We start from the raw sequence: 21,814 nt of genomic DNA, 5'->3' as shown, positions 1-21,814 counted from the left end.
CGTTCAAACCGTTTCACTGGCTGTTCATTTGTGTGCGCATCTGTTCAGCCTGTTCCGGCGTGATGCCCAGCGCGTCCAGCAGAGGCCCGCCTGCGGTTTCGTCCCAGGAATGGCGCGGCCCGACAGTCATCCCGCCATCGACCAGGAATTCGCCCCCGGTGATGAACCCGGCCGCATCCGAGGCCAGGAACGCCGCCATCTCGGCAATGTCCTCGCCTTTCCCGACCCGGCCGGCCGGCTGCATGCTGCCACCGGCTTCGACCAGCATGGCCGCCATCTGGTCGGCCTGTTCGCGCGGCAAGCCCAGCGAAGCCCCGAAGATCGACGTTGCGATGAAACCCGGCAGGACCGCATTGACGCGAATGCCGTATTTGGACAGTTCCGCGGCGGCGAGTTTCGAGAAATGGGCAACGCCTTTCTTGGCCACGGAATAAGTGATCGGCGCATAGCCTGCGCAAATTGCGCTGATCGAGGATGTGTTGATGATCGACCCGCCGCGTTCCTTCATGTGGGGCACGGCAAATTTGGTCCCGGCAAACACCTGTTTCAGCAACAGCGACATGGTCTGGTCATAAGCGTCCAGATCAAGCTCTTCCACGCTGTCGGGCGTCCCGCCATGTCCGGCATTGTTCCAGAGAATGTCGAGCCGGCCGAAATGGTCGACCGTCTGGCTCATGATGCCTTCCAGCTGAGCCATGTCGGTCACGTCGCAATGGACAAACAGGACCTTGTCGTCCCCGAACCGGGTTTGCAGGGCCGCGCCCTTTTCATCCTGAATGTCGCCGGCGACCACTTTCGCCCCGGCCGCGACAAATGTCTCGACCCCTGCCAGACCGATGCCGCTGGCACCCCCCGTTATGATGGCAACCTTGCCGTCCAGATTGGCCATGTCCGTATTCCTCCCGTTTTTGTTTTCGGGAGAATGCGCGCGCTTTCCGCGCGGTCCGTCAATGCCTGCGGGAAAATTTACTTACCCGGCTTCTTCAGGCCGAACCGTTTCCAGAACACGCCGTCCAGCATCCGCTTTGGCAACAGGGTGGGAATGTACCAATTGGTCAGCTTGTTCGGGACCGGCGAATACCGTGCCCGCGGCGTGGCATCCTCCAGTGCGATCTCGACCACTTTGGCGATCTGCTCCGGCGGCAGGCCGTCCCGTCCGCCCTTCAGCATGACCTGTTCAAACTGCTCCAGCGCGTCCGACCAGGCACTGCCGGCATAGGGGCCATCCGAGTTTGCCTCTTCTGCCTTGTCCCAGATCGGCGTTTTGACGGACCCCGGCCCGATGGCGATCGCGTCAATCCCGAAGATGACGAGTTCGCGCCGCAGGGAATCCGTCATCGCTTCCACTGCATGCTTGGTGGCGGTGTAGGCGCCGAGAAACGGCGCGGAAATCCGCCCGCCCACACTGGTGATGTTCACGATCCGGCCAGGGGCCCCCTCACGGTCCCGGTCCATGCCCAATAGCGGCGCGAATGCCTGAGAGGCGCGCAGGAGGCCGAATACGTTGACATCGAAATGCGCCTTGAAGTCATCGAGCGGCTGGATCGCGAGCGGCCCCATATTCGCGATACCCGCATTGTTGACGAGGCCCGTCAGCGTCCTGCCTTCGAGCGCCCGGGCCACGATCTCGACGGCTGCGTCGACCTGGTCCTGCCGGGTCACATCCAGGATAAGCGGTCGGATGTCACCCTCCGAACGGGCCGACAGGCCTTCTGCATCAGCCTGTTTGCGCACGCCCGCATAGACGCACCAGCCATGCTTGGCGAGATAGAGAGCGGTCGCCGCGCCGATGCCGGTTGATGCGCCGGTGATTACGACAGTCTTCATGCGGGATGTCCTTCCTGTTCCGGGATACGCAATCCTATACGCACGAACGCCGCTTTCGGGTCTATTCGTCCTGTTTTCCCCCGTCGATGACCCGGAATGCCGGACGCGGGCGTTCGGTCGGGGCATTCTGCGTTTCAGATGCCGGCGTATCGGGCGTGGCCGGTTTCAGGTCGGACGCCCTGACCAATTTTGGCGCACTGCGCACCGGCGGCTCCGGCGGCTCCGGCGCGGTTTCCGGCATGTCTTCGGCAATGTCATCATCCAGCTGGCGCACGCGCGGGGCCGGCCGCTTGTTGAAGCCGCCCGGTTTCTTCCTGCCGGACCCAAACCCGGACCGGCCCTTGCCGCGGGCTTTCTTGTCGATTTCCTTCAGCTTGATCTGCTGCAGGCTGGACAGGGCCTCTCCGTCACTTCCCTTCAGGGGATCGGCAAAGGCGGACCCATAGGTCTCGATGCGTTCCTCGACCTCTTCGAGAAACTGCTTCTCCCAATCGGACAGGGGCGGACCGAGCCCCTGCTCGGCCAACGCCGCCGCCTTCCGCAATTTGCGAAGCGCGGCGCGTTTCTTCCGTTCGTCGACATCTCGGCCCATGGGCAGAGAATATGGCGATTAATGCCGTCGAGGCAAACCGGCTCAGGCTTCGCCCAGAGCCAGCAGGTAGGTGTCGAGCACCATTTCCTGCTCTTCGCGCTCGGCCTTATCGACCTTGCGCAGCTTGATCACCTGGCGCAGCGCCTTGGTGTCGAACCCGAACGCCTTGGCTTCGGCGTAGATTTCCTTGATCTGTTCGGCGACCTCTTTCTTCTCCTCTTCCAGACGCTCGATCTTGGCGACGGTCTGGCGGAGCTTTTCGCGGGTCGCTTCGGTGAGATGGGTGATCGAGGCGTCGTCGTCCATGAGAGGCTCCTTGGAAATGGGTTCGGAAAAGAAGGCGCGTCTTAGCGGGAGTTTCCGCCGCTGGCCAGACGGCGAATGGCGTCGGCAACAGCTTCGCCCTCGCCATGGTGTGGCATGTGCCCTTCATGCGGCAGGATAACGAGATCGACATCGACCTGCTGTTTCAGCTGGCCGACATGAAGCCGGGGCGAAATCACCGTATCGCCACTGCCGGAAAACACGATGATCGGTACATTCAGACGTCCATACCGCGCGGACTGTTCGGCAAGCTGGTCCTGCAATGCCTTCACATCGCGCGCATTCGCCCGGAAATTCCGCGGCCGGAACAACAGGCCAATTGCCGATTTCTCCGAATAGCCGGCGGGCACAGGTGCTGGGTCGAACACGTCATTGATGCCATTGCCCAACTGACCCGGCCCGACGAGCGGCACAAGCTGACTGAAGACCGGACCGACCAGGGGCGGCGCTGCAAAGGAATTGTACCAGGCATGACCGCCGCCGCCCCAGTCATGGGTGACGGGTGCCAGCAGGACGAGCCCGCTGACAAGGTCCGGACGGTCCAGCGCCATACGCAGCGCGACCGCCCCGCCGAAGGAATGGCCCACGATCACGGCCTTCTCCCCGGGCGCAAGCGCGTCCAGCACACCGGCCATTTGCGCGGCCTGGACCCCCAGATCCTGCGCATTGTCGGGACGCGCGGAATAGCCATGTCCCGGCCGGTCGGCCATCAGCACGCGGTGCGAGTCTGACAGTTGGGGCGCGAGGGTCCAGGTGAACTCGCGGGCATTGGCACTGGCCCCATGGATCATCAGGACCGGCGGGCCTGCCTCCCCTTTCCGGATCACATGAACCGCAGACTCCTCCACCGGCACCATCTGCCCGATCGGCGGGTGCGCCGTCTCGACCCGCGTCTTGTAGGCAGCGCTGGTCACGCAGGCGCCCGTTCCGAGCGCGCACAGTCCGAGAGCGGTTGCCGTCAGCATGCGCCTCAAAGGCCCTGGCCTTCCGACAGCTTCGACAGGCGTTTTTCGGCGGCCAGTGCCTGCTGCATGCGGGGATAGATGGTCAGCGCCTCGCGATACGCTTCCAGGGCGTGCTGGGGCGACCCCATGCTTTCGAACATCATGCCGAGGCCTGCCCAGGCGCCGAAATGGCGGGGTTCGAGTCGCAGGGTCTCGTTCAGATCGCGCAAGGCTTCAGGATAATTCTCGTCTCTCAGAAACAGGGATGCGCGCCGGTTCCACGCTTCGGGATAGTCCGGCTTGATCAGGATGGCCCGGTCGAAGAAGGCCCGCGCCGTTTCAAAGTCTCCGGCGGTCTGGGCATCGACACCGCGCTCCATGATGACATCCACCGTCGGAGAGCCGGATTCCATCCAGGATGCCCAGATATCCAGCGCCATGTCGTTGGCCTCACTGTCGCTCGGCGCATTGCGCAGCTTCTCGAACATCTCGTCCGAGGGCTCGGCATGCGCCGCGCCCGCAAGGAGCAGGCAAGCCAGGAGGAACGCTCTTATCATCTGTCAGATATTATGCGGCCCGTGCGGCGCGGCAAGCCCGGCTTGCCATCACAGCAGGCCTTCCTGCGTCAGCGCCTGTTCCAGCCCGGCGGCGCCGGTGAAATGATGGGTCCGGAAACCCAGCGCGCCTGCCGCCTCCACATTGCGCAGGCTGTCGTCAATGAACAGGACCTCATCCGGGTCGGGCCCGCCCATCCGGTCCAGCGCATGATGGAAGATTTCCGGGCTCGGCTTTACCATGCCGATACGGCCGGACACGACCACGTGCCGGAACCTGTTCAATTCGTCGAAAATGGTGAGCATTTCGTCCCAGGGTTCCGACGGCATGTTGGACAGGGCGTAAAGCGGGACGCGGCGCGCATCGAGTCGGGCCATCAGCTCCGGTGTGCCGTCGACATAGCCATCGAACATTTCGAGCCAACGCTCGCCCCAGGCGCGGATTTCAGCTTCATATTGCGGGTGCTGCCGGATCAGGTCGTCGGCATTTTCGGCAAAGCTGGCGCCGGCATCATGCCGTGTGTGCCACGTCATGTTGCAGATCTCCGTCAGGAACTTTTCGCGTTCCTGCGGGGCATCAATGATCTTCGCGTAGAGCCGGGCGGGTTCCCAGTCGAGAACCACGCGCCCGAGGTCGAACAAGGCAATCCTGGCAGCCATAGTCCCGCCTCATTGCCTGTTCATGTTCGCGTCAGCCCTGCTTTGCTTTGAAGCGGGGATCAGTTTTGTTGATGACGTAGACGCGGCCCTTACGGCGCACGATCTTGCAGTCGCGGTGGCGCGACTTGAGCGATTTGAGAGACGAGCGGACTTTCATGGGCCTAGCCTGTGGATCATAAGAAATTGGAAAGCGGAGCGGGTAATGAATCCGGTGAGAAGAGTCAAGATTGCACGCTGTCATGAGCGTGCGGTTTCAGGAGCAGGAAGAATGGCACGTTTTGCGCTGAAGCGCTCCCACATCATTGCCACCGCCGCGATGACCGCGCTGGTCGCCGCCTGTGCAACGAGTTCCGGCCAGGCCGCTCCTCCGGTGGCGGGGCCTGCGCCCGTGCCGGCACCGGAAACCGGCCCGATCAACTATGCATCATCCGGCCATGCCGGCATGGATACGTGGCGGGCCGCCTTTTCGGAAAAGGCGCTGGCAGCGGGGCATGACCGGGAAACGGTGGAATCGGTCCTTGCCGGCATTTCACCGCTGGAATTGTGGCTCGGATCCTCGTTCCAGCCCGCAAGGACGGGAATTGAGGACCAGGCCGAATTCGCCAAGCCGATCTGGGACTATCTGCGTGTGCCGATGAGCGACAGCCGGATCCGGTCTGGCGCTGCGCGGCTGCAGGACTCCCCTGGCCTGTTCGATGCGCTGGAAGCCGCCTATGGCGTAGACCGCGAAGCCATTGTGGCCATCTGGGGCATGGAGACGAGTTTTGGCGCCGTGAAGGGCGATTTCGACGCCCCCAACGTGTTGGCGAACATGGCGGTTGAAGGCCGCCGCACGAGCCTCGCCGAGCGCGAATTGCTGGCCTTGATGACCATTCTCGGCGAAGGCCATGCCGAGCGCCATCACCTGACCGCCGGCTGGGCCGGAGCGATGGGCCACACGCAATTCATGCCGTCCACCTATCTGGCCCATGCTCAGGATTTCGACGGGGACGGCAAGAAGGATGTCTGGAACAGCGAAGCCGACGCGCTGGCCTCCACCGCCGCCTATCTGGCCAGTTCGGGCTATGCCCACAACCAGCCCTGGGGCATCGAAGTGCTGGCGAAGACCGGGTTCGACTTCGGACTGGCCGACGGCCATGAGCGCCGCATCGAGACCTGGATGGCCGCTGGCCTGGTGCCCGCGCGCGGCGGCAGTTTCGATACCCATGGCGCGAACTATGCCGAATTGTGGCTGCCGGCCGGGGCGGAAGGCCCGAAATACCTGCTGTTCAACAATTTCAAGGCGTTCAAATCCTACAACAATGCCGATTCCTACGCCTTTGCGGTCGGCCTGTCCGGCGACGCAATGGGCGGCCAGCGCGGCCCGGTCGCCTCATGGCCGACCCATCTGACCCCGCTGACGGTCAGCCAGATCCGGACCTTGCAGGCAGCCCTGAATGCACAGGGCTTCGATGCCGGCACGGTGGACGGCATTCCGGGACGCAAGACCAAGGGTGCGCTGCAGGCCTTCCAGAAATCGAAAGGGCTGGTGGCGGATGGGTATCCGACCGAGCAGGCCCTGGCGCTGGTGCTGGAAGAAACCAGTGCCGGTGTGGCGGCCAGCACCAACTAGTCCGGCAGGAATTCATCCTCATCGGGCTCGCCCACGCCATCCTTCAGTCCGAACCGGGCATAGAGGATCATGAAGCTTAGCAGCGCTGCGCAGAAGATGAAGGGCAGTTGCGGGTTCACATATTCGTAGACGAACAGGCCGAAGAAGGGCGTGATGATGAAGCCCATGCCATTGGCTGAAATCACCAGGCCGGCCACATTGCCCTGCAATTGGGGCGAGACGGCCAGCGAGGCGCCACTGGAAAATCCCGGCCGGGCCAGCCCCTGCCCCAGTCCGATGCAGAACTGGGCCAGGATCAGATTGGCATAATCATTGGCAAACACCATCAGCACGGCCCCGGCCAGCAAGGGCAGGCAGCCACCCCACATCAGCGTCTTGTTCCGCAGCTTCAGTCGCGGGATCAGCACCAGTTGCGCCAGGAGCACGGCCAGCGCGCCGACGGTAAAGGCCGGCCCGGTAAACTGGGCCGCCTCCTTTCCGGACACGCCCAGCTTGTCCATGACCGAAAAGACGAAGACCTGGGTCAGCACGCCGGTCGTCAGGGACAGGCAGACCGCGAAGATCAGGAATGGCAGCACCGGGCCGGACCGCCACAGGCCGCGGGCGCCGGGTATCTCGTCGAGCTGGGTGGCATCCGTCACCGGATCGCGCTGCTCCGGCAGGCGGAACCAGATCATGGCTGACATGGTGAAGGCGATCACGGCCGTCAGCAGAAGCGGGCTGAGCAGGCCGAGCGTGGCGACCAGCGCCGCGGCAAAGGCCGGCCCGATCACGGTGCCGACACTAAAGCCGGATGTGATGAAGGCGATCTCGGCCTGCCGTTCTGTCTGGCTCGTCCGGTCGGCGACATAGGCCTGCGCCGCCGGATTGGTGCCGGATCCGATCAGGCCGAATATGGACCGCGACATGGCCAGGCAGGCAAACACGACAAATGTGCCCGTCAGCACGCCGGTCAGGCTGAGCAGGCCCGTCACGAACAGGAGCAGCATCGAGACCCCATACCCCGCCAGGCCCAGCGCGGCGACGGGACGCCTGCCCCAGCGGTTAGACCGTCCGCCCCAGAACGGGGAGAACAGCGACCAGCACAGGGCCGACAGGGCGAACACCGCCCCGGCCATCCAGTCCGGCAGGCCGATTTCACGGGTCAGGGGCGGCAGGACGGCGGCAATCAGCATCGTATTGCCCGCACCAATGGCCATCAGGGAGAAGAAAAGCAGGAAGAACGCACCGCGCCGGTCCGGTCTGGACATGTCTGGTGGAATCATCTGCCCCGTCGTCATCCCCTTCTCATCTGCCTGTCTGCTGCAAAAGTCCAGCAGCATGCAAAACCTGTCGTGGCGGCAGGCGAACGGGAACCAAAGCGCCGATTACGCGCAGTGAAGGAACGGGTTTGGATTGGACAAGGCCATGGCGTCGTCATAATCTTGCTAAAGGGTTAATCTAGGGAGCTGGGCATATCTTGGGAAACTCACGGGGATATCTCACATGCTGCGGAACCTGATTTCTAAGCCTGGCCGCCTGATGCTCGGCTCGGCCATGGCCGGCCTGCTCGCCCTGTCTGCCTGCGACCAGCAGGATTTGCGCCTTGAACGCGCGCGGGACCTGGCGGATGCGACGGTCGACCAGATCAGCGGCCGGACGATTGTCGAGCCGGATGCGCCGAATCCGATGGAAACGGCGGATGTCATGGACCGCGCCATTGCCGGCACGCTCCGCAATGAACTGAATTTCGAAACGGCCAGCGCAACACCCCTGTTCGCGGTCGGCTCGATCATTGCCAAGCCGAAGGACATTCCCCCCGCCGAGACCATGGCGATCGTCGAGGAAGACGAGGTGTTCCTGGAAGATCCGGAAATGATCGAGGAGTTTGCCGCCGAAGTGGAAGCCGAGAGCGCGCCGCTGGCCGAGACGGCCCCGGTTACCGAGCCCGCCCCTGCCCCATCGGCCCCGTCTTCGGCGCGCAGCCTGTCCATCGTGCAGCCCGCCCGGGTCATGCCGAAAGTGAAACTGGACCCGAAAGCCCGCGAGAAGACGCTGGCAGAGATCGACCAGGCCTCGCGGCAACTGGAACAGGCCCGCGCCAAGGAGCCACCTCCGGCAGCCCGGACCCGCTCACTCAATCCCCGGTCCCTGGAAACCGCACCGGTGCAGGAGAAAACCGCCGCCCGCAAGCTTGCGCGCCGGTCAGTGATCAGCCGCGACGCGATCCAGGCCCAGCGGGATGCCAATTCGGTCATGCTGGACACGCTGTCGAAATACGGCATGGGCGGGGAAGTCGCCCTGTCCCGTGAAGGCCAGATGGTCATACAGATCGGCGAGGATGGCGGCAGCCCGACCCGGTTCACCCCGGAACAGGTCCTGCCCAATCGCGCGCCGCGCAGCGTGCTGCAGAACTTTCTTGCCGCCGACGCGGAAATCGAGTGCCCGGACAATCCGGACATGGTGACCGTCCAGTCCAACCCGGTCCTGGCCACCGAATGCGTGGTGAAGGATTTGAGGGCCTCCGGACAGTTCGAATATGTCGAGAAGGACTACATTTTCGAGAACCAGTTCGCCCGCAAGCCGCGCCCCGATACGCCCGGCACCGGCCCGGACGTCACTCCGGACGTGATCACCGACACGACGATCACGCCGAATGATCCCCTTTGGTCGCTGCAATGGCACTTCCAGAACAATGGCACAGGAGACGGCGAATCCATCGGCGGATCGAGCTTCCAGGATTTCTGGACCCGTCAGGGCACAGAAGGGTCGGAAGATGTCGTGGTTGCCGTAGTGGACACCGGCCTTCAGCTGGACCATCCAGACATCAAGGATTCCCCGAACATCGCGCCGGGCTGGGACATGGTTTCCGATCCGCGCATGGGCAATGATGGCGACGGCCGTGACGGAGACCCGAATGACCCCGGCGATCTGTGCGACCCCTCCGTGCCCTATGCGGCGGACACGTTCCACGGCACGCATGTGGCCGGCACCATCGGTGCGGCTGCCACCAACAATGCCTCCGGCGTGGCCGGCGGTGCGTGGAATGTGAAGATCGTTCCCGTTCGGGCCCTCGGCAAGTGCGGCGGCCGCCTGTCGGACATCAATGACGCCATTCGCTGGGCCGGCGGCCTGATCCCCGCCGAAGACGCCGATGGCAACGAAATCTGGAATGATAATCCGGCCGACGTGATCAATCTGTCGATCGGCCTGTTCGAATACTGCCCGGCCTCCCTGCAGGACGCGATCGACTCCGTCACCGAGCGTGGTGTCCTGGTCGTCTCCGCCGCCGGCAATGCCCGCGTCGCGACCCAGTATTATGCCCCGGGTGGCTGCGCCAATGTGATCACTGTGGCTGCAGGTGACGGCCGCGGTCACATTGCCCCCTATTCCAATTTCGGTCCTGAAGTGGACCTGCTGGCCCCGGGCGGTGACCTGACCCGTGACGACAATGGCGACGGCAGGCCGGACGGCGTGCTGTCCACAAAAGCCGCCACCAATTGCTACGACCCGGTCACGGGAGAAGCCGTGGACGACTGCTACTATGCCTTCGAACAGGGCACTTCGATGGCGGCGCCGCATGTCTCTGCTGCCCTTGCGCTTCTGAAGGCGCGCGATCCGGACGCCTCGCCGGAGGAGCTCAAGGCCACACTGTTGTCTGCCGTTGCACCCCGGACGGCGGAACAATGCTCCGGGTCCTGCGCCCTCTATCCCGGAACCACGCCCATTGAAGGCAGCCCGGACATGTGCACCCGGCCCTGCGGCCAGGGCCTTCTGGACCTGGCAAAGGTTCCGGATCCCTCCAGCGGAGGCGGCGGAGACTGATGCCGAAACGCCGCCCGAATCCCGTTCATCTGGGCGGTCCGCTCGGCCTTGCAGGCGTCACCCTGCTGGCCAGCGCAGTCGGGTTGGTGTTTGTCGCGAATGACAGTTCGGACCAGACGCATCAGACGGCTGGTCCGGCGCCCGCCATTTCACCCGAACGCCCCCCCATCGGTGCTGTCGGCGTGGAGCAGGTGACGCCAGCCCAGGCGTCGGGTGGCGGCAGCAGCAGCGCCGCCGGCAAGGGCGCCGAAGTCACATTCATTGTCCGCCTCAAGGGCCGGCCCGAAATCGACACGATCTGCCGGAACTACAAACGGGACCGGCAAACGGCCGAAGCCGCCTATGCCGACCTGGCCAGCCAGCTGCCTGCCCTGCAGGACTTCCGGCTTGTCGGGGCGAGCTATTCCGGAGAGATCAATCTGGCCTATCAATTGCCGGCCGGTGCGGAAGCCACCCGCGGCCGGATCGAGGAAATCCGCAACATGATCCTGGCGATCGAGGGTGTCGCCTATGCCGATCCTGATTTTGTAGCCCATCCCGGAGAGGATAAACGCAAATGACCACCATCCGTACGTTCCTGATTGCGAGCGGCGCCTGCCTGAGCCTGGCGGCCTGTGACTTCCTGATCGCCCGCGACCGGGACGCGCCGCCCGCCATGGAGGCCGACACGCCCGCAGAAGTGCCGGAACCGGCTACGGACCCGTCAGAATCGGCACCGGAAACGGCCGATACGGACGGCCCGGTAGTTGTCGCCAGCACAGCAACGATTGACTGGGACGCAGCCCGCGCCGACATGGCCGCACGTTCCGGCGAGGATCGCGAGACCGGCTTCCAGGTGGCATCCGGCAACAGCGCGCCGCCCGTTCCCGTCCTGCTGCCGACCGGGATTGTCGTGGCGCAATCCGCCGAGAACGGCGTCCGGTTCCAGCCCATGTCCGACGGGTATTTCGCCTACTATCCGGGCATTGACTACGACATCGTGGTGAACGGAACGAATGAAGTGTTCGGCACGACGGGCGATGCCGAAGACGGAGACGCCCCCGACCTGATGTTCACGCCGACCATGACGGGGGCGCAGGTCACATTCTCGCGCTATGGCGCCGACTATCTGGTTGAATTCGAGTGCAAGGCCGCCCAGACTGCCGAAGGCGTGTGCATCACCGAGCAGGAGGCTCTGGAGATCACCGAGAAGCTGGTAATTGCGGGGACGCGTTGATGAAACCAACACGATTGCTGCTGCTGGCAAGCACTGCCCTGTTGCTTGCCGCGTGTGACTTTGTGAGATTTCCGGGCGATGGCGGCCCGACGCCGGAAACGCCGGATGCCGGGCCCGCTGTACCGCCGGGCGCCCCCGGCCCGCCGCCGCCCTCCGTTCCGGTCGACGACCCGTATGGCACGGGCGACGATACGGGATCGGATGATGAGCCGCTGGATGATGCCGGTGACGCCGGGACCGTACCGGACACCGGTCTCGACGGGGATCCTGAACCCGATACGCCCACGGATGATACGCCGGACACGGACACTGGCATGGAAGACCCGTCCGGCTCCGATATGCCGGATACCGGGAACGAGACGCCACCGCAAACCGGCGATGAGGATACCGGCACGCCGGATGACGATGCACCCGGCAGCGATGCCGGCAATGAGGACCCGGACACAGGCGTCACCGATCCGGACGGCAGCGATCCGGACCCGGCCCCAGACACACCGGCAGACGACTCGGATGATACGGCCAGCCTGCCGGATCCCGTTGATCCAACTTTCAGCTTTTACGAAGCCGGCGCCCTCCTGCCCGGCACCGGCCAGGGCGCGCCGGAACAGATCGCCTATGCACCGGACATCGTATTCCCGATTGCCGATGCGCCGGCCTATCTGCAGTCACAAGTGTTCAGCTTCGGCGGCGGCGTGGCTGGTGGTGACCAATGTGACACCCGCAACTATGCCTATCCGTGGCGGGACAATTTCTGCGAGGTCCGCACGTCCAATCGCAATTCCCCCTATTGTCCCCTGTCAAAGGTGCATCAGGGTCAGGATATCCGCGTCGGCACGGCGGCTGACTGCAACACGCTGCGGCGCACATCGGCGAGCGACCGCACCTTGCACAAGGTCGTCGCCGTCGAGGACGGCATCATCTCGCATGTCGGCACCTATAGCGTGAATTTGCGCGCCGGTGGCCGCATCTACAAATACATGCACATGAATATGGCCAAGCTTCAGGTGAAGGCCGGGGACCCGGTCGAGGCCGGCCAGCATATCGGTTATGTCTCGAACGATTTCGGTGGCACGCCCACAACCTTCCACCTGCATTTCGAGATCACCCAGAATGTCGGGGATGCGGGCTGGGTGCATGTACCGCCCTACCTGTCACTGGCCGAAGCCTATGAACGGCGCGAAGGCGGACCGGGCGAAGTCGTCGAGGCAGCCGAAGTTGGAGTGGCCACCACACCCTTCATCATCCCGGAAGGGATGGAAATCATCGAATGATCCCGGTCAGGCCGGCCTGAAGGTCAGCGCAACGCCATTGTTGCAATATCGCAGGCCGGTTGGCGCGGGGCCATCCTCGAAGACGTGTCCCTGATGCCCAAGGCAGCGGGCACAATGGTATTCCGTGCGCACATAGATCAGCTTGCGGTCCGGCTTCGTGCCCAGCGCGCCGGGCAGCACATCGTAAAAGCTGGGCCATCCGGTACCGGAATCGAATTTAGTGTCGGAGGAGAACAGGGCGAGATCACAGCCTGCGCAGTGATAGGTTCCCGTGCGCGCTTCCTTGTTCAGCGGCGATGTGAAGGCCCGCTCGGTCCGCTCCTCCCGCAACACGCCGAACGCAGCCTCGCTCAAACGCGCCCGCCAGTCCTCTTCCGACAATTGCCGCCACTCTGATCCTGCGAACTTGTCCGCATTGTCGGCATTGTCAGTCTTTGCGGCATCGGATGTGGAATTGATGGAACAGGCAGCAAGGCCAAGCGTGGCGGCTCCGGACAGGAGCAGCGATCGGCGGGAAATCATCTGGGTCATGCGGGTCATACGCCGGACATAGCCGCATGGTTCACTCAAGCGCCACACACAAGGGCGTGAAGCGAGGGTCAGGGCGCCTCTTCCACCCAGACTTCCCCGTCCAGGTCTTCCAGCTTTACCTGCAGATGGGCGCGCACATCCGCCACCGCCTGGTTGTAGACAGCCGGGCCCAGCGTCCTGAGCATGAGATCAATGATGTCATCGGCACGAAACGCGCTCAACTGCTCGTCAAACTCTGTCGCAAACAGGGTCTGGAGATGGCCGCGCAGCGTGTCGCGGCGTTCCTCGGTCAGCTCAAGCGCTTTCATCCTTGTCTCCCTTGGGCAGGTTCCGCCCGAAATTCACGGCGCCGCTGTCCTGTCCGGCATCGATGATGGCCTTGCGGATCGACCGGGCACGCGTGAATTCGTTGAACAGCGTCTCGCCATCCCCCCAGCGGATGGCGCGCTGGAGTGCGGCCAAGTCTTCCGAAAAGCGTCCGAGGCATTCCAGAACGGCGTCCTTGTTGTTGAGGAACACGTCCCGCCACATGACCGGGTCGGATGCTGCAATGCGGGTGAAGTCCCGAAAGCCACCCGCGGAGTATTTCACGACTTCCCCCTCCTCAACCGTCTCCATGTCGAACGCGGTGGCGACGATGTTGAAGGCGATCAGGTGCGGCAGGTGGGACGTAATGGCCAGAACGCGATCGTGCCGCGCAGCGTCCATGGTCTCGACCGTGGCGCCAAGCCGCGTCCAGAAAGCCTCCAGCCGGGACACCGCCTCGGCATAGCCCTCCCCCTGCTCCGCCAGCGGCGTGAGAATGTGCCAGGCATTGCGAAACAGCGTTGCGAAACCAGCCTCCGGGCCGGATTGTTCCGTGCCGGCGATGGGGTGCCCCGGAACGATGTGTACCCGGCCATCAGCGGCCGCCGCCAGGGCCGACGCCGCCTGCACCTTGACCGAGCCGACATCCGTCAGGATCGCGCCCGCCTTCATCTTCGGCACAGCCTCGGCCGCTACCGGCTCCAGCGCGCCCACCGGGACGCACAGCAGCACGCAATCTGCATCGGCAACGGCGGCGCCCAGATCGTCGGCCACGTCACCGAGTCCGATCGCCGCGGCGCGGGACCGCACCGTTTCGCTGGCATCATACAGGCTGACCGATCCGGCTGCGCCATATGCCACCGCGGCCCGCGCAATGGATGCGCCGATCAGTCCGGCGCCGACAATGGCGATCTGGTTGAAGACGGGATCAGTCATGGGGGTCCTGCTGGCTTATTTCGCCCGCTCTGGTGGGGAAAGCAGGCCGGAAGGTCAAGGCCTTCCTTGCCCTGCAACCATCTACCGCAGCTGACACGGGCCGGGTGATCCCTAGATAAGGTGCTCAGCGCAGACACGCCGTTTGTCCCGCGGACACGGCCAGAAAGGTGCCAGGACCATGAGCCATCCCTCCCCCATCATCTCCGGCATCCAGCAGCGCTGCGGCCAGTGCGGCCAGGGCAAGCTCTACAGCTCCTATCTCAAGCTGAACGAGTCCTGCCCGGTCTGCGGCCGTGACATGTCCTCGGCGGACACGGCCGACGGCCCGGCCTTCTTCGTGGGGTTCGGCGTCCTGCTGATCCTGGCCCCGTTCCTGTTCCTGCTGCCGATGAGCCCGCTGCCGCTGGTGCCCATGATCCTCGCCTTCCTTGTGCTCTGCGCGGCAGTGATCGGCCTGTCCCTCTGGCTTTTGCCGGTGGCGAAGGGCGTGCTGCTGAACCTGCAGCTGCATCATGATGCGGAAGAGGCGAGCTTTGCCGCGCGCGAGGACGACTAGCCGGAGACGGCCTGTTCGTCCCGTTCTCCGGTGCGGATCCGGATGATGCTGTCGAGATCGTAGATGAAGATCTTGCCGTCACCGATCGTGCCGGTGTTCGCCGCCTGCATGATGGCTTCGGCGTACCGGTCTGCCGAAGCGGCCGGACAGGCCACCTCCACCTTCACCTTGGGCAGCAGGCGGACTTCATATTCCGCGCCGCGATAGACTTCCGTCTTGCCCAGCTGGCGGCCATAGCCGCGCACTTCCGACACGGTCAGTCCGGTGGCGCCGGCTTCGGACAGGGCATCGATCACGGCATCCAGCCGGCTTGGCTTGAAGATAGCGGTGACGAGTTTCATGAGGCCCAGTCCTTTGAATTGAAATGTGTTCGATGCGGCAAACGTACTGACCTGCGCCGCTTTGCGTCAATGGGAATCACGTCCATTCGTTGTCGCAGGACGTGCAATGCGCACTTTTTCGGTCACAGGCGCCTGCGCACCGCCGCCGGGTGAGGCATAAAGACGCTTCACCGCCTCCACCAGCACGACCCCGCCGAGCCCCGGCGCCATCATCCGCCCCATCACCTCCCAGCCTTCGGCGGCCGATGTGACGAGCGGCGTTGCCAGGGGCGGCATGTAGAGCGCGCTGGACGAGGCCGTCACCTGGAACAGGCCGATCGAGAGCAGGTTCATCAATTGCGCCCGTGTCCAGGGGCGTCCCTGGCCGAACGGGGTTCGCGTTGCCCGCGCCCAGAGGCCGGACCTGTTGGCCGCAGCCAGCACAATCCGCCCTTCCGGCGCCGTCACACGCCAGATTTCCCTCAAATAGGCGCGCGGGTCGCCGGATTCTTCCAACCCGTGCAGGATGATCACCCGGTCAAACATGCCGTCCGGAAAAGGCAGGCGGACATCGCCTATGGCCACGGTGGCATTGCCGCGCCCGGCCGGGTCCCACCGGACCGGGCCGTGATCCAGCGGCACGCCGGCAACCCGGCGGCTGGGCGCCGGACCGAAGGCGTCGAGCACGGGCAGCGCATAGCCCAGCCCCAGCAGCGACAATCCGCGCGCATCGCCCCACAGATCCGTCAGCTTTCCCGACAGGATTCGTGTCACCGCTGTTCCAAGCGATGACGCATAGAAACGTTGCAAAGTGACGGCATCCTGACGCATGAACGGCCCTGTGCTAGTCTGGTCTGCAGGAGACACTGATGACGAATGTTACCCTCGACATACACAAATTTCCCTGCCTGAACGATAATTACGGCTATCTCGTACATGAAGCCTGGTCCGGACAGACCGCCGCCATCGATACGCCGGATGCAGAGAAATACCTCTCCGAAGCGGACCGGATGGGGTGGACGATTTCGCACATTCTGAACACGCATTGGCACCCGGACCATGCCGGAGGCAATCTGCGGATCAAGGAACATACCGGCTGCACCATCTATGGCCCGGCAGGCGAGGCCGGAAAGATTCCCGGAATCGATGTCGCGCTTTCCGAAGGCGACACGGTGGAGCTCGGACGCGCCACGGCGCAGATCCTCGACGTTCCCGGGCACACGATCGGGCATATCGCCTACCATTTACCGGAACAGGCAACGGCCTTTGTCGGGGATGCCGTCTTCGCGCTCGGATGTGGCCGCGTGTTCGAGGGCACGATGGACATGATGTGGAACAGCCTGTCGAAGCTGAAATCCCTGCCGCCGGAAACCCTGCTCTATTGCGCGCATGAGTACACGCAGGCCAATGCCCGTTTCGCGGTCACGGTCGACCCGGACAATGCGGCACTGACGGACTATGCCCGCTGGATTGATGAGCGCCGCGCCGAAGGCCTTCCCACCGTGCCGACCCGGCTCGACAAGGAACTGGCCACCAACCCCTTCCTGCGCGCAGATGACCCGGCCCTTCAGGCCGCCATGGGCCATGCAGGCGATGCCGTGGCTACCTTTGCCGAAATCCGGACCCGGAAGGACCGGTTCTGATGCGCGGCGTGTCCGGCGACCTCGGCGCACGGGAAATCATTCGCCTGCTGGACCTCGCCCCACATCCCGAAGGCGGCCATTTCCGGGAGACCTATCGCGCGCCATCTGCGGACGATGCCCGTCCCGCCTCGACCATGATCTATTACCTGCTCCAGGCGGACGAAGTGTCGGCCTGGCACCGAGTGGATGCAGATGAGTACTGGCTGTGGCATGCTGGCGGCCCGCTGTCGCTCACCCTGTCGCCGCCGGATGGCCAGGGCGCCCGGCCCGTGACTCTGGGGCCGGACCTGCGCGCCGGTCACGCGCCCCAATGCCTCATTCCGGCCGATCACTGGCAAACGGCGGAATCGCTAGGCGCCTGGACCCTCGTCAGCTGCATTGTCGCGCCGGGGTTCGACTTTGCCGGATTCGAAATGGCGCCTGACACCTGGCGTCCGACGATCTAGGCCCGCGCCTTCAGCAGCCGGACCATGAAGGGAGAGACCAGGCGGATCAGCAATCTTTCCGCCGGCCCGCCAGCAAACTTCGTGAAGTATCGGACCAGGCTTTTCGCCTTGTGGGCCATGACTTCATCGGATGGCACATCCGATGTCGAACCATAATGCAATGCGCCCGCCAGCGGCTGGTAGAGCACGACGCCCCCCGCCTGCTGGACCCGGCGACACAAATCGACATCCTCGACATGCAGGAAATAGGCTTCATCGAAGCCGCCGAGGCTGCGGAACGCCTTGCGCCGCATCATGAAGAACGCGCCGGACACCGCACCCACCTCGATGAAGTCTCTCGGGGCTGGATCATGTTCAAGCGTCCATTTTCCCAGCCCCAGCGCACGCGCCAGGGTGAGTGTGTTGCGCCGCCCGCCCCGCTCCTCGCGTCCGTGAATGTCGAATATCTTGCCGCCGACCAGAACCGGCTCCGTCGCATCTCCCATCGCGCGGACCATGTGGCCAAGAGATCCCCGACGCAGAACCGCATCCGGATTGATCACCAGAAGCAGCTCTCCCAGCGCACCGGCCGCTCCCTTGTTCACGGCCGTACCAAAGCCCGGATTGGTGCCGTCACGCACGATGTGCGCCTTGTCGCAGGCATCCGTGAATCGGTCGATCCAGGCCTGTTCCGCTGGCGGATTGCCATTGTCCACAATCACAATCTCGGAAATGTCCGGGTCCGATTTCAGCCCGTACAGGCATTCGTGGAGCCGGGGCCCCGTATGATAGGTCACCACAATGGCCGTGATGGTCGGCAGCGTCATGCCAGTGAGCTCCGTTCCCGGCGGGACAGGAGGACCAACCCCGCCACCGAAAGGGCCAGCGTGGCCCAGAACGCCTCGTTCCAGACACTGTAGGAGAAGCTGAACAGGCTGACCGCCGCGGCCAGCAGGCCGGCTATGGCCAGCCGCACATCCGGACGCAGACGGTCCCCCGCAGGCAGCCGCCATCCGATCAGCAGCACGGTCAGCGCGGCCAGCCCGGCCCCGATCAGACCGGTTTCAGCCCAGATCTGCAACGCCATATTGTGCGGATGTCCCGGCACGACCGGATAATAGGCCCAGAAATCCGGCAGCTGGGCCAGCCAGTCCGGATGCGCCGCATAGGTTTCCTGCCAGGATTTGGTGGCGTCGATGCCATGCCCCTTCACCGGGGCTTCGCGAATGCGCCCGATCACGACGTCCCATGACCAAGCTCGCGACTGGAAGGAGCCGGGCAGCGTCACGCCCATCCGCGTCAGCAGGTGAAGCAAACCGCCGATCAGGACCGGCGCAAGCGCGATATAGGCCGCAACACCGGTGAACAGCCAGCGCAGACCGGTTCGTGGCAGCGCCCACATGACGAGGAAGGCGACCAGCATCAATACGATTCCGATCATTGCTGCCGATGTGCCCAGAAGGGCAATGCTGACCAGGCTGGCTGCAACAAGGAACAGGCCGATCCCCTTCCACGCCAGGCCCGGCCGCACCAACAGATAGGCCGCAAGGATGGGCAGGACGAGGGCGAACGCATTTCCGGCCCGGTCGAGGTTCTGCCACCCTTCCGGATACTTGGCCGGATCATGATCGTAGAAATAGGGCAGCACGTCCCCTGCCAGATGCGGACTGGCAATCAGCAACAGGCCATGCAGGGCCACGGCGCCCAGCATGATCCGGGCGGACAGCTGCGCCCGGCCCGGTTCGATCCGGAGTGCGCCGCCGATCAACAACGTGCCAAAGACGAGGGTAAGCACCATGCGCAGCCCGGCCGAGCGGATGGCAAAATCCCCGCCTGCCAGGCTGCCGCTGACAATCCCGCGGGAGACCGGCGACCAGGTCTCGCTGGCAATCGCCCAGACCAGAAAGCCGAGCGCTGCCAGCAAGGCGGGCGCGGGACGCCAGGACGGGCGGGCCAGAAACAGGGCCGGCAGGGCAGCCAGCGCCATGAGAAGCGGATTGCCCTGTGTTCCGGCGAGACAGGTGACGGGCCAGACCACGAAGGCGGCGGCAAGGATCGATGCATAGCTCATGGCCGGCATCTTCCCGTGTTCGGGCTGGCCTGTCACCTGTCGATCCGGATCAGCTGCGTTTCAGGTCCGGCGCGAGCGCCTCCTGCGCCAGGTCCACACAGGCCTCGTCCAGAGAGATCATCTGCTGGCCATTGCTGCCCAGACGTCTCAGCGCGAGCGTGCGGTCCTCGGCCTCGCGGCCGCCGACCACGGCAATGATCGGCACTTTCTGGACCGAATGTTCCCGGACCTTGTAGTTGATCTTCTCGTTGCGGAGATCCGTCTCGACACGCAGGCCCGCCTTGCGCAGGGCTTCAGCCGCCTCCTCGGCATAGTCATTTGCCGCATCCGTAATGGCAGCCACGACGATTTGCACCGGAGACAGCCAGAGCGGAAACGCGCCGGAGAATTCCTCGATCAGGATACCGATGAAGCGTTCCATGGATCCGAGAATTGCCCGGTGCAGCATGACCGGTCGCTGCTTCGAGCCGTCCGGCGCCGTATATTCCGCGCCAAGACGCTCGGGCAGGACATAGTCGAGCTGCAGCGTTCCGCATTGCCAGACCCGGCCAATCGCATCCGTCAGCTGGAACTCCAGCTTCGGGCCATAGAAGGCCCCTTCTCCGGGCATGATCTCGCATGGCAGGCCGGCGGCATCGACGGCGTCCTGAAGGCCTTTTTCGGCCCGGTCCCACGTCTCGTCGCTCCCGGCGCGAACGTCCGGCCGCGTGGAGAGTTTCACGGCGATGTCCTCAAAGCCGAAATCCCGGTAGACGCTTTCCAGCAGGCGGCAGAACCGGATCGATTCCTCGACGATCTGGTCTTCGCGGCAGAAGATGTGCGCGTCATCCTGCGTGAACTGGCGCACGCGCATGATGCCATGCAGCGCGCCATGCGGCTCGTTGCGGTGACAGCATCCGAATTCCGCCAGCCGCAGCGGCAGGTCGCGATAGGATTTCTGTCCCTGCTTGAACACTTCGACATGGGCCGGGCAGTTCATCGGTTTCAGTGCCATCAGCTTGGCATCTTCGGGCACGGAAATCTCAACGCCCTCATCGCCTTCCGGAATGAAGTCCGGCACGATGAACATGTTTTCGCGATACTTGCCCCAGTGACCGGATTTCTCCCACTGGACCGAATCCATCAGCTGCGGCGTCTTGATCTCCTCATAGCCGGCCACATCCAGGCGGCGGCGCATATAGGATTCGATCTGGCGCCAGATCTGGTAGCCTTTCGGATGCCAGAAAATGGACCCGGCCGCCGCCAGACCATCCAGATGGAACAGGTCCAGCTGCGTGGCCAGCTTGCGGTGGTCACGCTTCTCGGCCTCTTCCAACCGCGTGAGATGGGCCTTCAGATCCTTCTCGTTCGCCCAGGCCGTGCCGTACATGCGCTGCAGCATCTCGTTCTTCGAGTCGCCACGCCAATAGGCGCCGGCCAGCTTCATCAGCTTGAAGGCTTTCGGCAACTTGCCCGTCGATGGCAGGTGCGGGCCGCGGCACAGATCAAACCAGTCACCCTGTTTGTAGACCGTGATCGGTTCGCCCGGCGGGATAATGTCATCGATGATCTGCGCCTTGTAGTCCTCACCGATCTTCTTGAACGTCTCGATGGCGTCTTCCTTGGCCCAGACCTCACGGATGATCGGATAGTCCGCATCGACGATCTCGCGCATCCGTTTCTCGATCTTCTCGAAATCCTCCGTCGAGAAAGGCTCCTCGCGGGCGAAATCGTAATAGAAGCCGTCATCGATGACGGGGCCGATCGTGACCTGTGCGTCGGGATACAGGTCCTGCACTGCCTGGGCGAGGACGTGGGCGGCATCGTGGCGGATCAGTTCAAGGCCGTCGGGATCATTCGCCGTGACGATCTCGATGCTGGCATCGCCCTCGAGCGGGCGCATCAGGTCGCGCAATTCGCCATCGACCCGGGCCGCAAGGGCCTTCTTGGCAAGGGAGTTGGAAATCGATTTGGCAACATCGAAGGGTGAGGCGCCCTCTTCATATTCTCGGACGGAGCCGTCTGGCAGGGAAACTTTGATCATGATTCAATCTTTTCGTGCTTTTCGGCGCTGGGGTCAGCGCGGCAATTTCGGTTCCGGTCAGGCCCTTTATCCGGCGTCTGCTTAACGCGACTTCACCGGATTTCCCACCCCATACGCATTTGCCATGCAGTCGGGGCGGACGGAGTCTGGGTCCGGGCAGGATTCGGGATTTTTACGGGTGCATGAAGCGGGCGCGCAC

General features: G+C 63.8%; 25 protein-coding genes. 8 read left to right on the top strand and 17 right to left on the bottom strand.

The annotated features are described in order from the left end of the window. Nucleotides 1-13: 13 nt before the first annotated feature. From HF955_RS07940 to ykgO, 8 genes are all read right to left on the bottom strand, one after another. The gene (locus tag HF955_RS07940) at nt 14-889 is read right to left on the bottom strand and encodes an SDR family oxidoreductase (protein ID WP_291079007.1); all 876 of its coding nucleotides are present in this window, start codon (nt 887-889) and stop codon (nt 14-16) included. Nucleotides 890-966: 77 nt separating this feature from the next. Then, nucleotides 967-1,827, bottom strand: a complete 861-nt coding sequence (locus tag HF955_RS07935) for an SDR family oxidoreductase (protein ID WP_291079006.1) — start codon at nt 1,825-1,827, stop codon at nt 967-969. A gap of 61 nt (nt 1,828-1,888) precedes the next feature. Continuing rightward, on the bottom strand, nt 1,889-2,419 hold the full coding sequence (locus tag HF955_RS07930) for a hypothetical protein (RefSeq protein ID WP_291079005.1): 531 nt from the start codon (nt 2,417-2,419) through the stop codon (nt 1,889-1,891). A 42-nt stretch (nt 2,420-2,461) separates the two neighbouring features. After that, nucleotides 2,462-2,725, bottom strand: a complete 264-nt coding sequence (locus HF955_RS07925) for a DUF2312 domain-containing protein (protein WP_027836821.1) — start codon at nt 2,723-2,725, stop codon at nt 2,462-2,464. A 41-nt stretch (nt 2,726-2,766) separates the two neighbouring features. Beyond that, nucleotides 2,767-3,708 carry an alpha/beta hydrolase gene (locus HF955_RS07920; protein ID WP_291079004.1) on the bottom strand — a complete coding sequence of 314 codons (942 nt, stop codon included), beginning with the start codon at nt 3,706-3,708 and terminating at the stop codon, nt 2,767-2,769. A 5-nt stretch (nt 3,709-3,713) separates the two neighbouring features. Further along, a complete protein-coding gene (locus tag HF955_RS07915) occupies nt 3,714-4,244 on the bottom strand; it encodes a tetratricopeptide repeat protein (protein WP_027836819.1) in 531 nt (176 codons plus the stop codon). Between the two features lie 48 nt (nt 4,245-4,292). Then, nucleotides 4,293-4,901 (bottom strand): HAD family phosphatase, encoded by a 609-nt coding sequence (locus HF955_RS07910; protein WP_291079002.1) that lies wholly within the window; start codon nt 4,899-4,901, stop codon nt 4,293-4,295. 31 nt (nt 4,902-4,932) lie between these two features. Beyond that, on the bottom strand, nt 4,933-5,058 hold the full coding sequence (ykgO, locus tag HF955_RS07905; protein WP_011648318.1) for a type B 50S ribosomal protein L36: 126 nt from the start codon (nt 5,056-5,058) through the stop codon (nt 4,933-4,935). A 111-nt stretch (nt 5,059-5,169) separates the two neighbouring features. On the opposite strand from ykgO, the gene HF955_RS07900 reads away from it, so the two are divergent. Next, nucleotides 5,170-6,513 carry a lytic murein transglycosylase gene (locus tag HF955_RS07900; RefSeq protein ID WP_291079000.1) on the top strand — a complete coding sequence of 448 codons (1,344 nt, stop codon included), beginning with the start codon at nt 5,170-5,172 and terminating at the stop codon, nt 6,511-6,513. Here the strand turns inward: HF955_RS07900 and HF955_RS07895 are convergent. Beyond that, nucleotides 6,510-7,763 carry an MFS transporter gene (locus HF955_RS07895; RefSeq protein WP_291078998.1) on the bottom strand — a complete coding sequence of 418 codons (1,254 nt, stop codon included), beginning with the start codon at nt 7,761-7,763 and terminating at the stop codon, nt 6,510-6,512. The two genes, HF955_RS07900 and HF955_RS07895, sit on opposite strands and share 4 nt — an antisense overlap. Nucleotides 7,764-7,998: 235 nt before the next feature. Between HF955_RS07895 and HF955_RS07890 the strand changes: the two genes are divergently transcribed. Genes HF955_RS07890 through HF955_RS07875 form a run of 4 tightly spaced genes read left to right on the top strand, consistent with a single transcriptional unit; the run spans nt 7,999 to nt 12,804 of the window. After that, the gene (locus HF955_RS07890) at nt 7,999-10,317 is read left to right on the top strand and encodes a S8 family serine peptidase (RefSeq protein ID WP_291078996.1); all 2,319 of its coding nucleotides are present in this window, start codon (nt 7,999-8,001) and stop codon (nt 10,315-10,317) included. Then, on the top strand, nt 10,317-10,877 hold the full coding sequence (locus HF955_RS07885; RefSeq protein WP_291078995.1) for a hypothetical protein: 561 nt from the start codon (nt 10,317-10,319) through the stop codon (nt 10,875-10,877). Before HF955_RS07890 ends, HF955_RS07885 begins: the two co-directional genes overlap by 1 nt. Further along, the gene (locus tag HF955_RS07880; protein ID WP_291078993.1) at nt 10,874-11,533 is read left to right on the top strand and encodes a hypothetical protein; all 660 of its coding nucleotides are present in this window, start codon (nt 10,874-10,876) and stop codon (nt 11,531-11,533) included. The genes HF955_RS07885 and HF955_RS07880 overlap by 4 nt, the downstream gene beginning before the upstream one ends. After that, entirely contained in the window at nt 11,533-12,804 is a 1,272-nt protein-coding gene (locus HF955_RS07875) for a peptidoglycan DD-metalloendopeptidase family protein (RefSeq protein WP_291078992.1), read from the top strand. Before HF955_RS07880 ends, HF955_RS07875 begins: the two co-directional genes overlap by 1 nt. Before the next feature lie 6 nt (nt 12,805-12,810). Here HF955_RS07875 and msrB read toward each other — a convergent pair whose 3' ends face one another. The 3 genes from msrB to HF955_RS07860 are packed head-to-tail and all read right to left on the bottom strand — an operon-like array spanning nt 12,811 to nt 14,577. After that, the gene (gene msrB, locus HF955_RS07870) at nt 12,811-13,344 is read right to left on the bottom strand and encodes a peptide-methionine (R)-S-oxide reductase MsrB (protein ID WP_367279758.1); all 534 of its coding nucleotides are present in this window, start codon (nt 13,342-13,344) and stop codon (nt 12,811-12,813) included. A gap of 59 nt (nt 13,345-13,403) precedes the next feature. Further along, complete coding sequence (locus HF955_RS07865) at nt 13,404-13,643, bottom strand: DUF2164 domain-containing protein (RefSeq protein WP_027836814.1); 240 nt, start codon at nt 13,641-13,643, stop codon at nt 13,404-13,406. Beyond that, entirely contained in the window at nt 13,630-14,577 is a 948-nt protein-coding gene (locus HF955_RS07860) for a prephenate/arogenate dehydrogenase family protein (protein WP_291078989.1), read from the bottom strand. Before HF955_RS07860 ends, HF955_RS07865 begins: the two co-directional genes overlap by 14 nt. 178 nt (nt 14,578-14,755) lie before the next feature. Here HF955_RS07860 and HF955_RS07855 point away from each other — a divergent pair, with 178 nt between their 5' ends. Next, nucleotides 14,756-15,133 (top strand): DUF983 domain-containing protein, encoded by a 378-nt coding sequence (locus tag HF955_RS07855; RefSeq protein ID WP_291078987.1) that lies wholly within the window; start codon nt 14,756-14,758, stop codon nt 15,131-15,133. Here HF955_RS07855 and HF955_RS07850 read toward each other — a convergent pair. Next, nucleotides 15,130-15,474, bottom strand: coding sequence for a P-II family nitrogen regulator (locus HF955_RS07850; RefSeq protein ID WP_027836811.1), 345 nt, complete (start codon nt 15,472-15,474; stop codon nt 15,130-15,132). The genes HF955_RS07855 and HF955_RS07850 overlap by 4 nt on opposite strands. 66 nt (nt 15,475-15,540) lie before the next feature. Beyond that, on the bottom strand, nt 15,541-16,263 hold the full coding sequence (locus HF955_RS07845) for a class I SAM-dependent methyltransferase (protein WP_291078984.1): 723 nt from the start codon (nt 16,261-16,263) through the stop codon (nt 15,541-15,543). Between the two features lie 59 nt (nt 16,264-16,322). Here HF955_RS07845 and gloB point away from each other — a divergent pair, with 59 nt between their 5' ends. Together gloB and HF955_RS07835 are read left to right on the top strand one after the other, a co-directional pair. After that, nucleotides 16,323-17,096 carry a hydroxyacylglutathione hydrolase gene (gene gloB / locus HF955_RS07840; protein ID WP_291078983.1) on the top strand — a complete coding sequence of 258 codons (774 nt, stop codon included), beginning with the start codon at nt 16,323-16,325 and terminating at the stop codon, nt 17,094-17,096. Then, nucleotides 17,096-17,542 (top strand): cupin domain-containing protein, encoded by a 447-nt coding sequence (locus HF955_RS07835; protein ID WP_291078981.1) that lies wholly within the window; start codon nt 17,096-17,098, stop codon nt 17,540-17,542. The genes gloB and HF955_RS07835 overlap by 1 nt, the downstream gene beginning before the upstream one ends. Here HF955_RS07835 and HF955_RS07830 read toward each other — a convergent pair. Genes HF955_RS07830 through thrS form a run of 3 tightly spaced genes read right to left on the bottom strand, consistent with a single transcriptional unit; the run spans nt 17,539 to nt 21,615 of the window. Beyond that, nucleotides 17,539-18,348 carry a glycosyltransferase family 2 protein gene (locus HF955_RS07830; protein ID WP_291078980.1) on the bottom strand — a complete coding sequence of 270 codons (810 nt, stop codon included), beginning with the start codon at nt 18,346-18,348 and terminating at the stop codon, nt 17,539-17,541. The genes HF955_RS07835 and HF955_RS07830 overlap by 4 nt on opposite strands. Next, complete coding sequence (locus tag HF955_RS07825; RefSeq protein WP_291078978.1) at nt 18,345-19,592, bottom strand: O-antigen ligase; 1,248 nt, start codon at nt 19,590-19,592, stop codon at nt 18,345-18,347. Before HF955_RS07825 ends, HF955_RS07830 begins: the two co-directional genes overlap by 4 nt. A gap of 49 nt (nt 19,593-19,641) precedes the next feature. Beyond that, complete coding sequence (gene thrS / locus HF955_RS07820; RefSeq protein ID WP_291078977.1) at nt 19,642-21,615, bottom strand: threonine--tRNA ligase; 1,974 nt, start codon at nt 21,613-21,615, stop codon at nt 19,642-19,644. Nucleotides 21,616-21,814: the final 199 nt, after the last annotated feature.

It is taken from the genome of Hyphomonas sp. (assembly GCF_017792385.1).
In the GTDB taxonomy this organism is placed as follows: domain Bacteria; phylum Pseudomonadota; class Alphaproteobacteria; order Caulobacterales; family Hyphomonadaceae; genus Hyphomonas.
The sequence above is the reverse complement of the archived record's forward strand: the minus strand, read 5'-3'. Positions and strand labels throughout refer to the sequence as shown.

Coding starts and splice junctions, on each gene's coding strand:
- HF955_RS07940 (WP_291079007.1), bottom strand. CDS start 889: ATGGCCAATCTGGACGGCAAGGTTGCCATCATAACGGGGGGTGCCAGC.
- HF955_RS07935 (WP_291079006.1), bottom strand. CDS start 1,827: ATGAAGACTGTCGTAATCACCGGCGCATCAACCGGCATCGGCGCGGCG.
- HF955_RS07930 (WP_291079005.1), bottom strand. CDS start 2,419: ATGGGCCGAGATGTCGACGAACGGAAGAAACGCGCCGCGCTTCGCAAA.
- HF955_RS07925 (WP_027836821.1), bottom strand. CDS start 2,725: ATGGACGACGACGCCTCGATCACCCATCTCACCGAAGCGACCCGCGAA.
- HF955_RS07920 (WP_291079004.1), bottom strand. CDS start 3,708: ATGCTGACGGCAACCGCTCTCGGACTGTGCGCGCTCGGAACGGGCGCC.
- HF955_RS07915 (WP_027836819.1), bottom strand. CDS start 4,244: ATGATAAGAGCGTTCCTCCTGGCTTGCCTGCTCCTTGCGGGCGCGGCG.
- HF955_RS07910 (WP_291079002.1), bottom strand. CDS start 4,901: ATGGCTGCCAGGATTGCCTTGTTCGACCTCGGGCGCGTGGTTCTCGAC.
- ykgO (WP_011648318.1), bottom strand. CDS start 5,058: ATGAAAGTCCGCTCGTCTCTCAAATCGCTCAAGTCGCGCCACCGCGAC.
- HF955_RS07900 (WP_291079000.1), top strand. CDS start 5,170: ATGGCACGTTTTGCGCTGAAGCGCTCCCACATCATTGCCACCGCCGCG.
- HF955_RS07895 (WP_291078998.1), bottom strand. CDS start 7,763: ATGTCCAGACCGGACCGGCGCGGTGCGTTCTTCCTGCTTTTCTTCTCC.
- HF955_RS07890 (WP_291078996.1), top strand. CDS start 7,999: ATGCTGCGGAACCTGATTTCTAAGCCTGGCCGCCTGATGCTCGGCTCG.
- HF955_RS07885 (WP_291078995.1), top strand. CDS start 10,317: ATGCCGAAACGCCGCCCGAATCCCGTTCATCTGGGCGGTCCGCTCGGC.
- HF955_RS07880 (WP_291078993.1), top strand. CDS start 10,874: ATGACCACCATCCGTACGTTCCTGATTGCGAGCGGCGCCTGCCTGAGC.
- HF955_RS07875 (WP_291078992.1), top strand. CDS start 11,533: ATGAAACCAACACGATTGCTGCTGCTGGCAAGCACTGCCCTGTTGCTT.
- msrB (WP_367279758.1), bottom strand. CDS start 13,344: ATGACCCGCATGACCCAGATGATTTCCCGCCGATCGCTGCTCCTGTCC.
- HF955_RS07865 (WP_027836814.1), bottom strand. CDS start 13,643: ATGAAAGCGCTTGAGCTGACCGAGGAACGCCGCGACACGCTGCGCGGC.
- HF955_RS07860 (WP_291078989.1), bottom strand. CDS start 14,577: ATGACTGATCCCGTCTTCAACCAGATCGCCATTGTCGGCGCCGGACTG.
- HF955_RS07855 (WP_291078987.1), top strand. CDS start 14,756: ATGAGCCATCCCTCCCCCATCATCTCCGGCATCCAGCAGCGCTGCGGC.
- HF955_RS07850 (WP_027836811.1), bottom strand. CDS start 15,474: ATGAAACTCGTCACCGCTATCTTCAAGCCAAGCCGGCTGGATGCCGTG.
- gloB (WP_291078983.1), top strand. CDS start 16,323: ATGACGAATGTTACCCTCGACATACACAAATTTCCCTGCCTGAACGAT.
- HF955_RS07835 (WP_291078981.1), top strand. CDS start 17,096: ATGCGCGGCGTGTCCGGCGACCTCGGCGCACGGGAAATCATTCGCCTG.
- HF955_RS07830 (WP_291078980.1), bottom strand. CDS start 18,348: ATGACGCTGCCGACCATCACGGCCATTGTGGTGACCTATCATACGGGG.
- HF955_RS07825 (WP_291078978.1), bottom strand. CDS start 19,592: ATGAGCTATGCATCGATCCTTGCCGCCGCCTTCGTGGTCTGGCCCGTC.
- thrS (WP_291078977.1), bottom strand. CDS start 21,615: ATGATCAAAGTTTCCCTGCCAGACGGCTCCGTCCGAGAATATGAAGAG.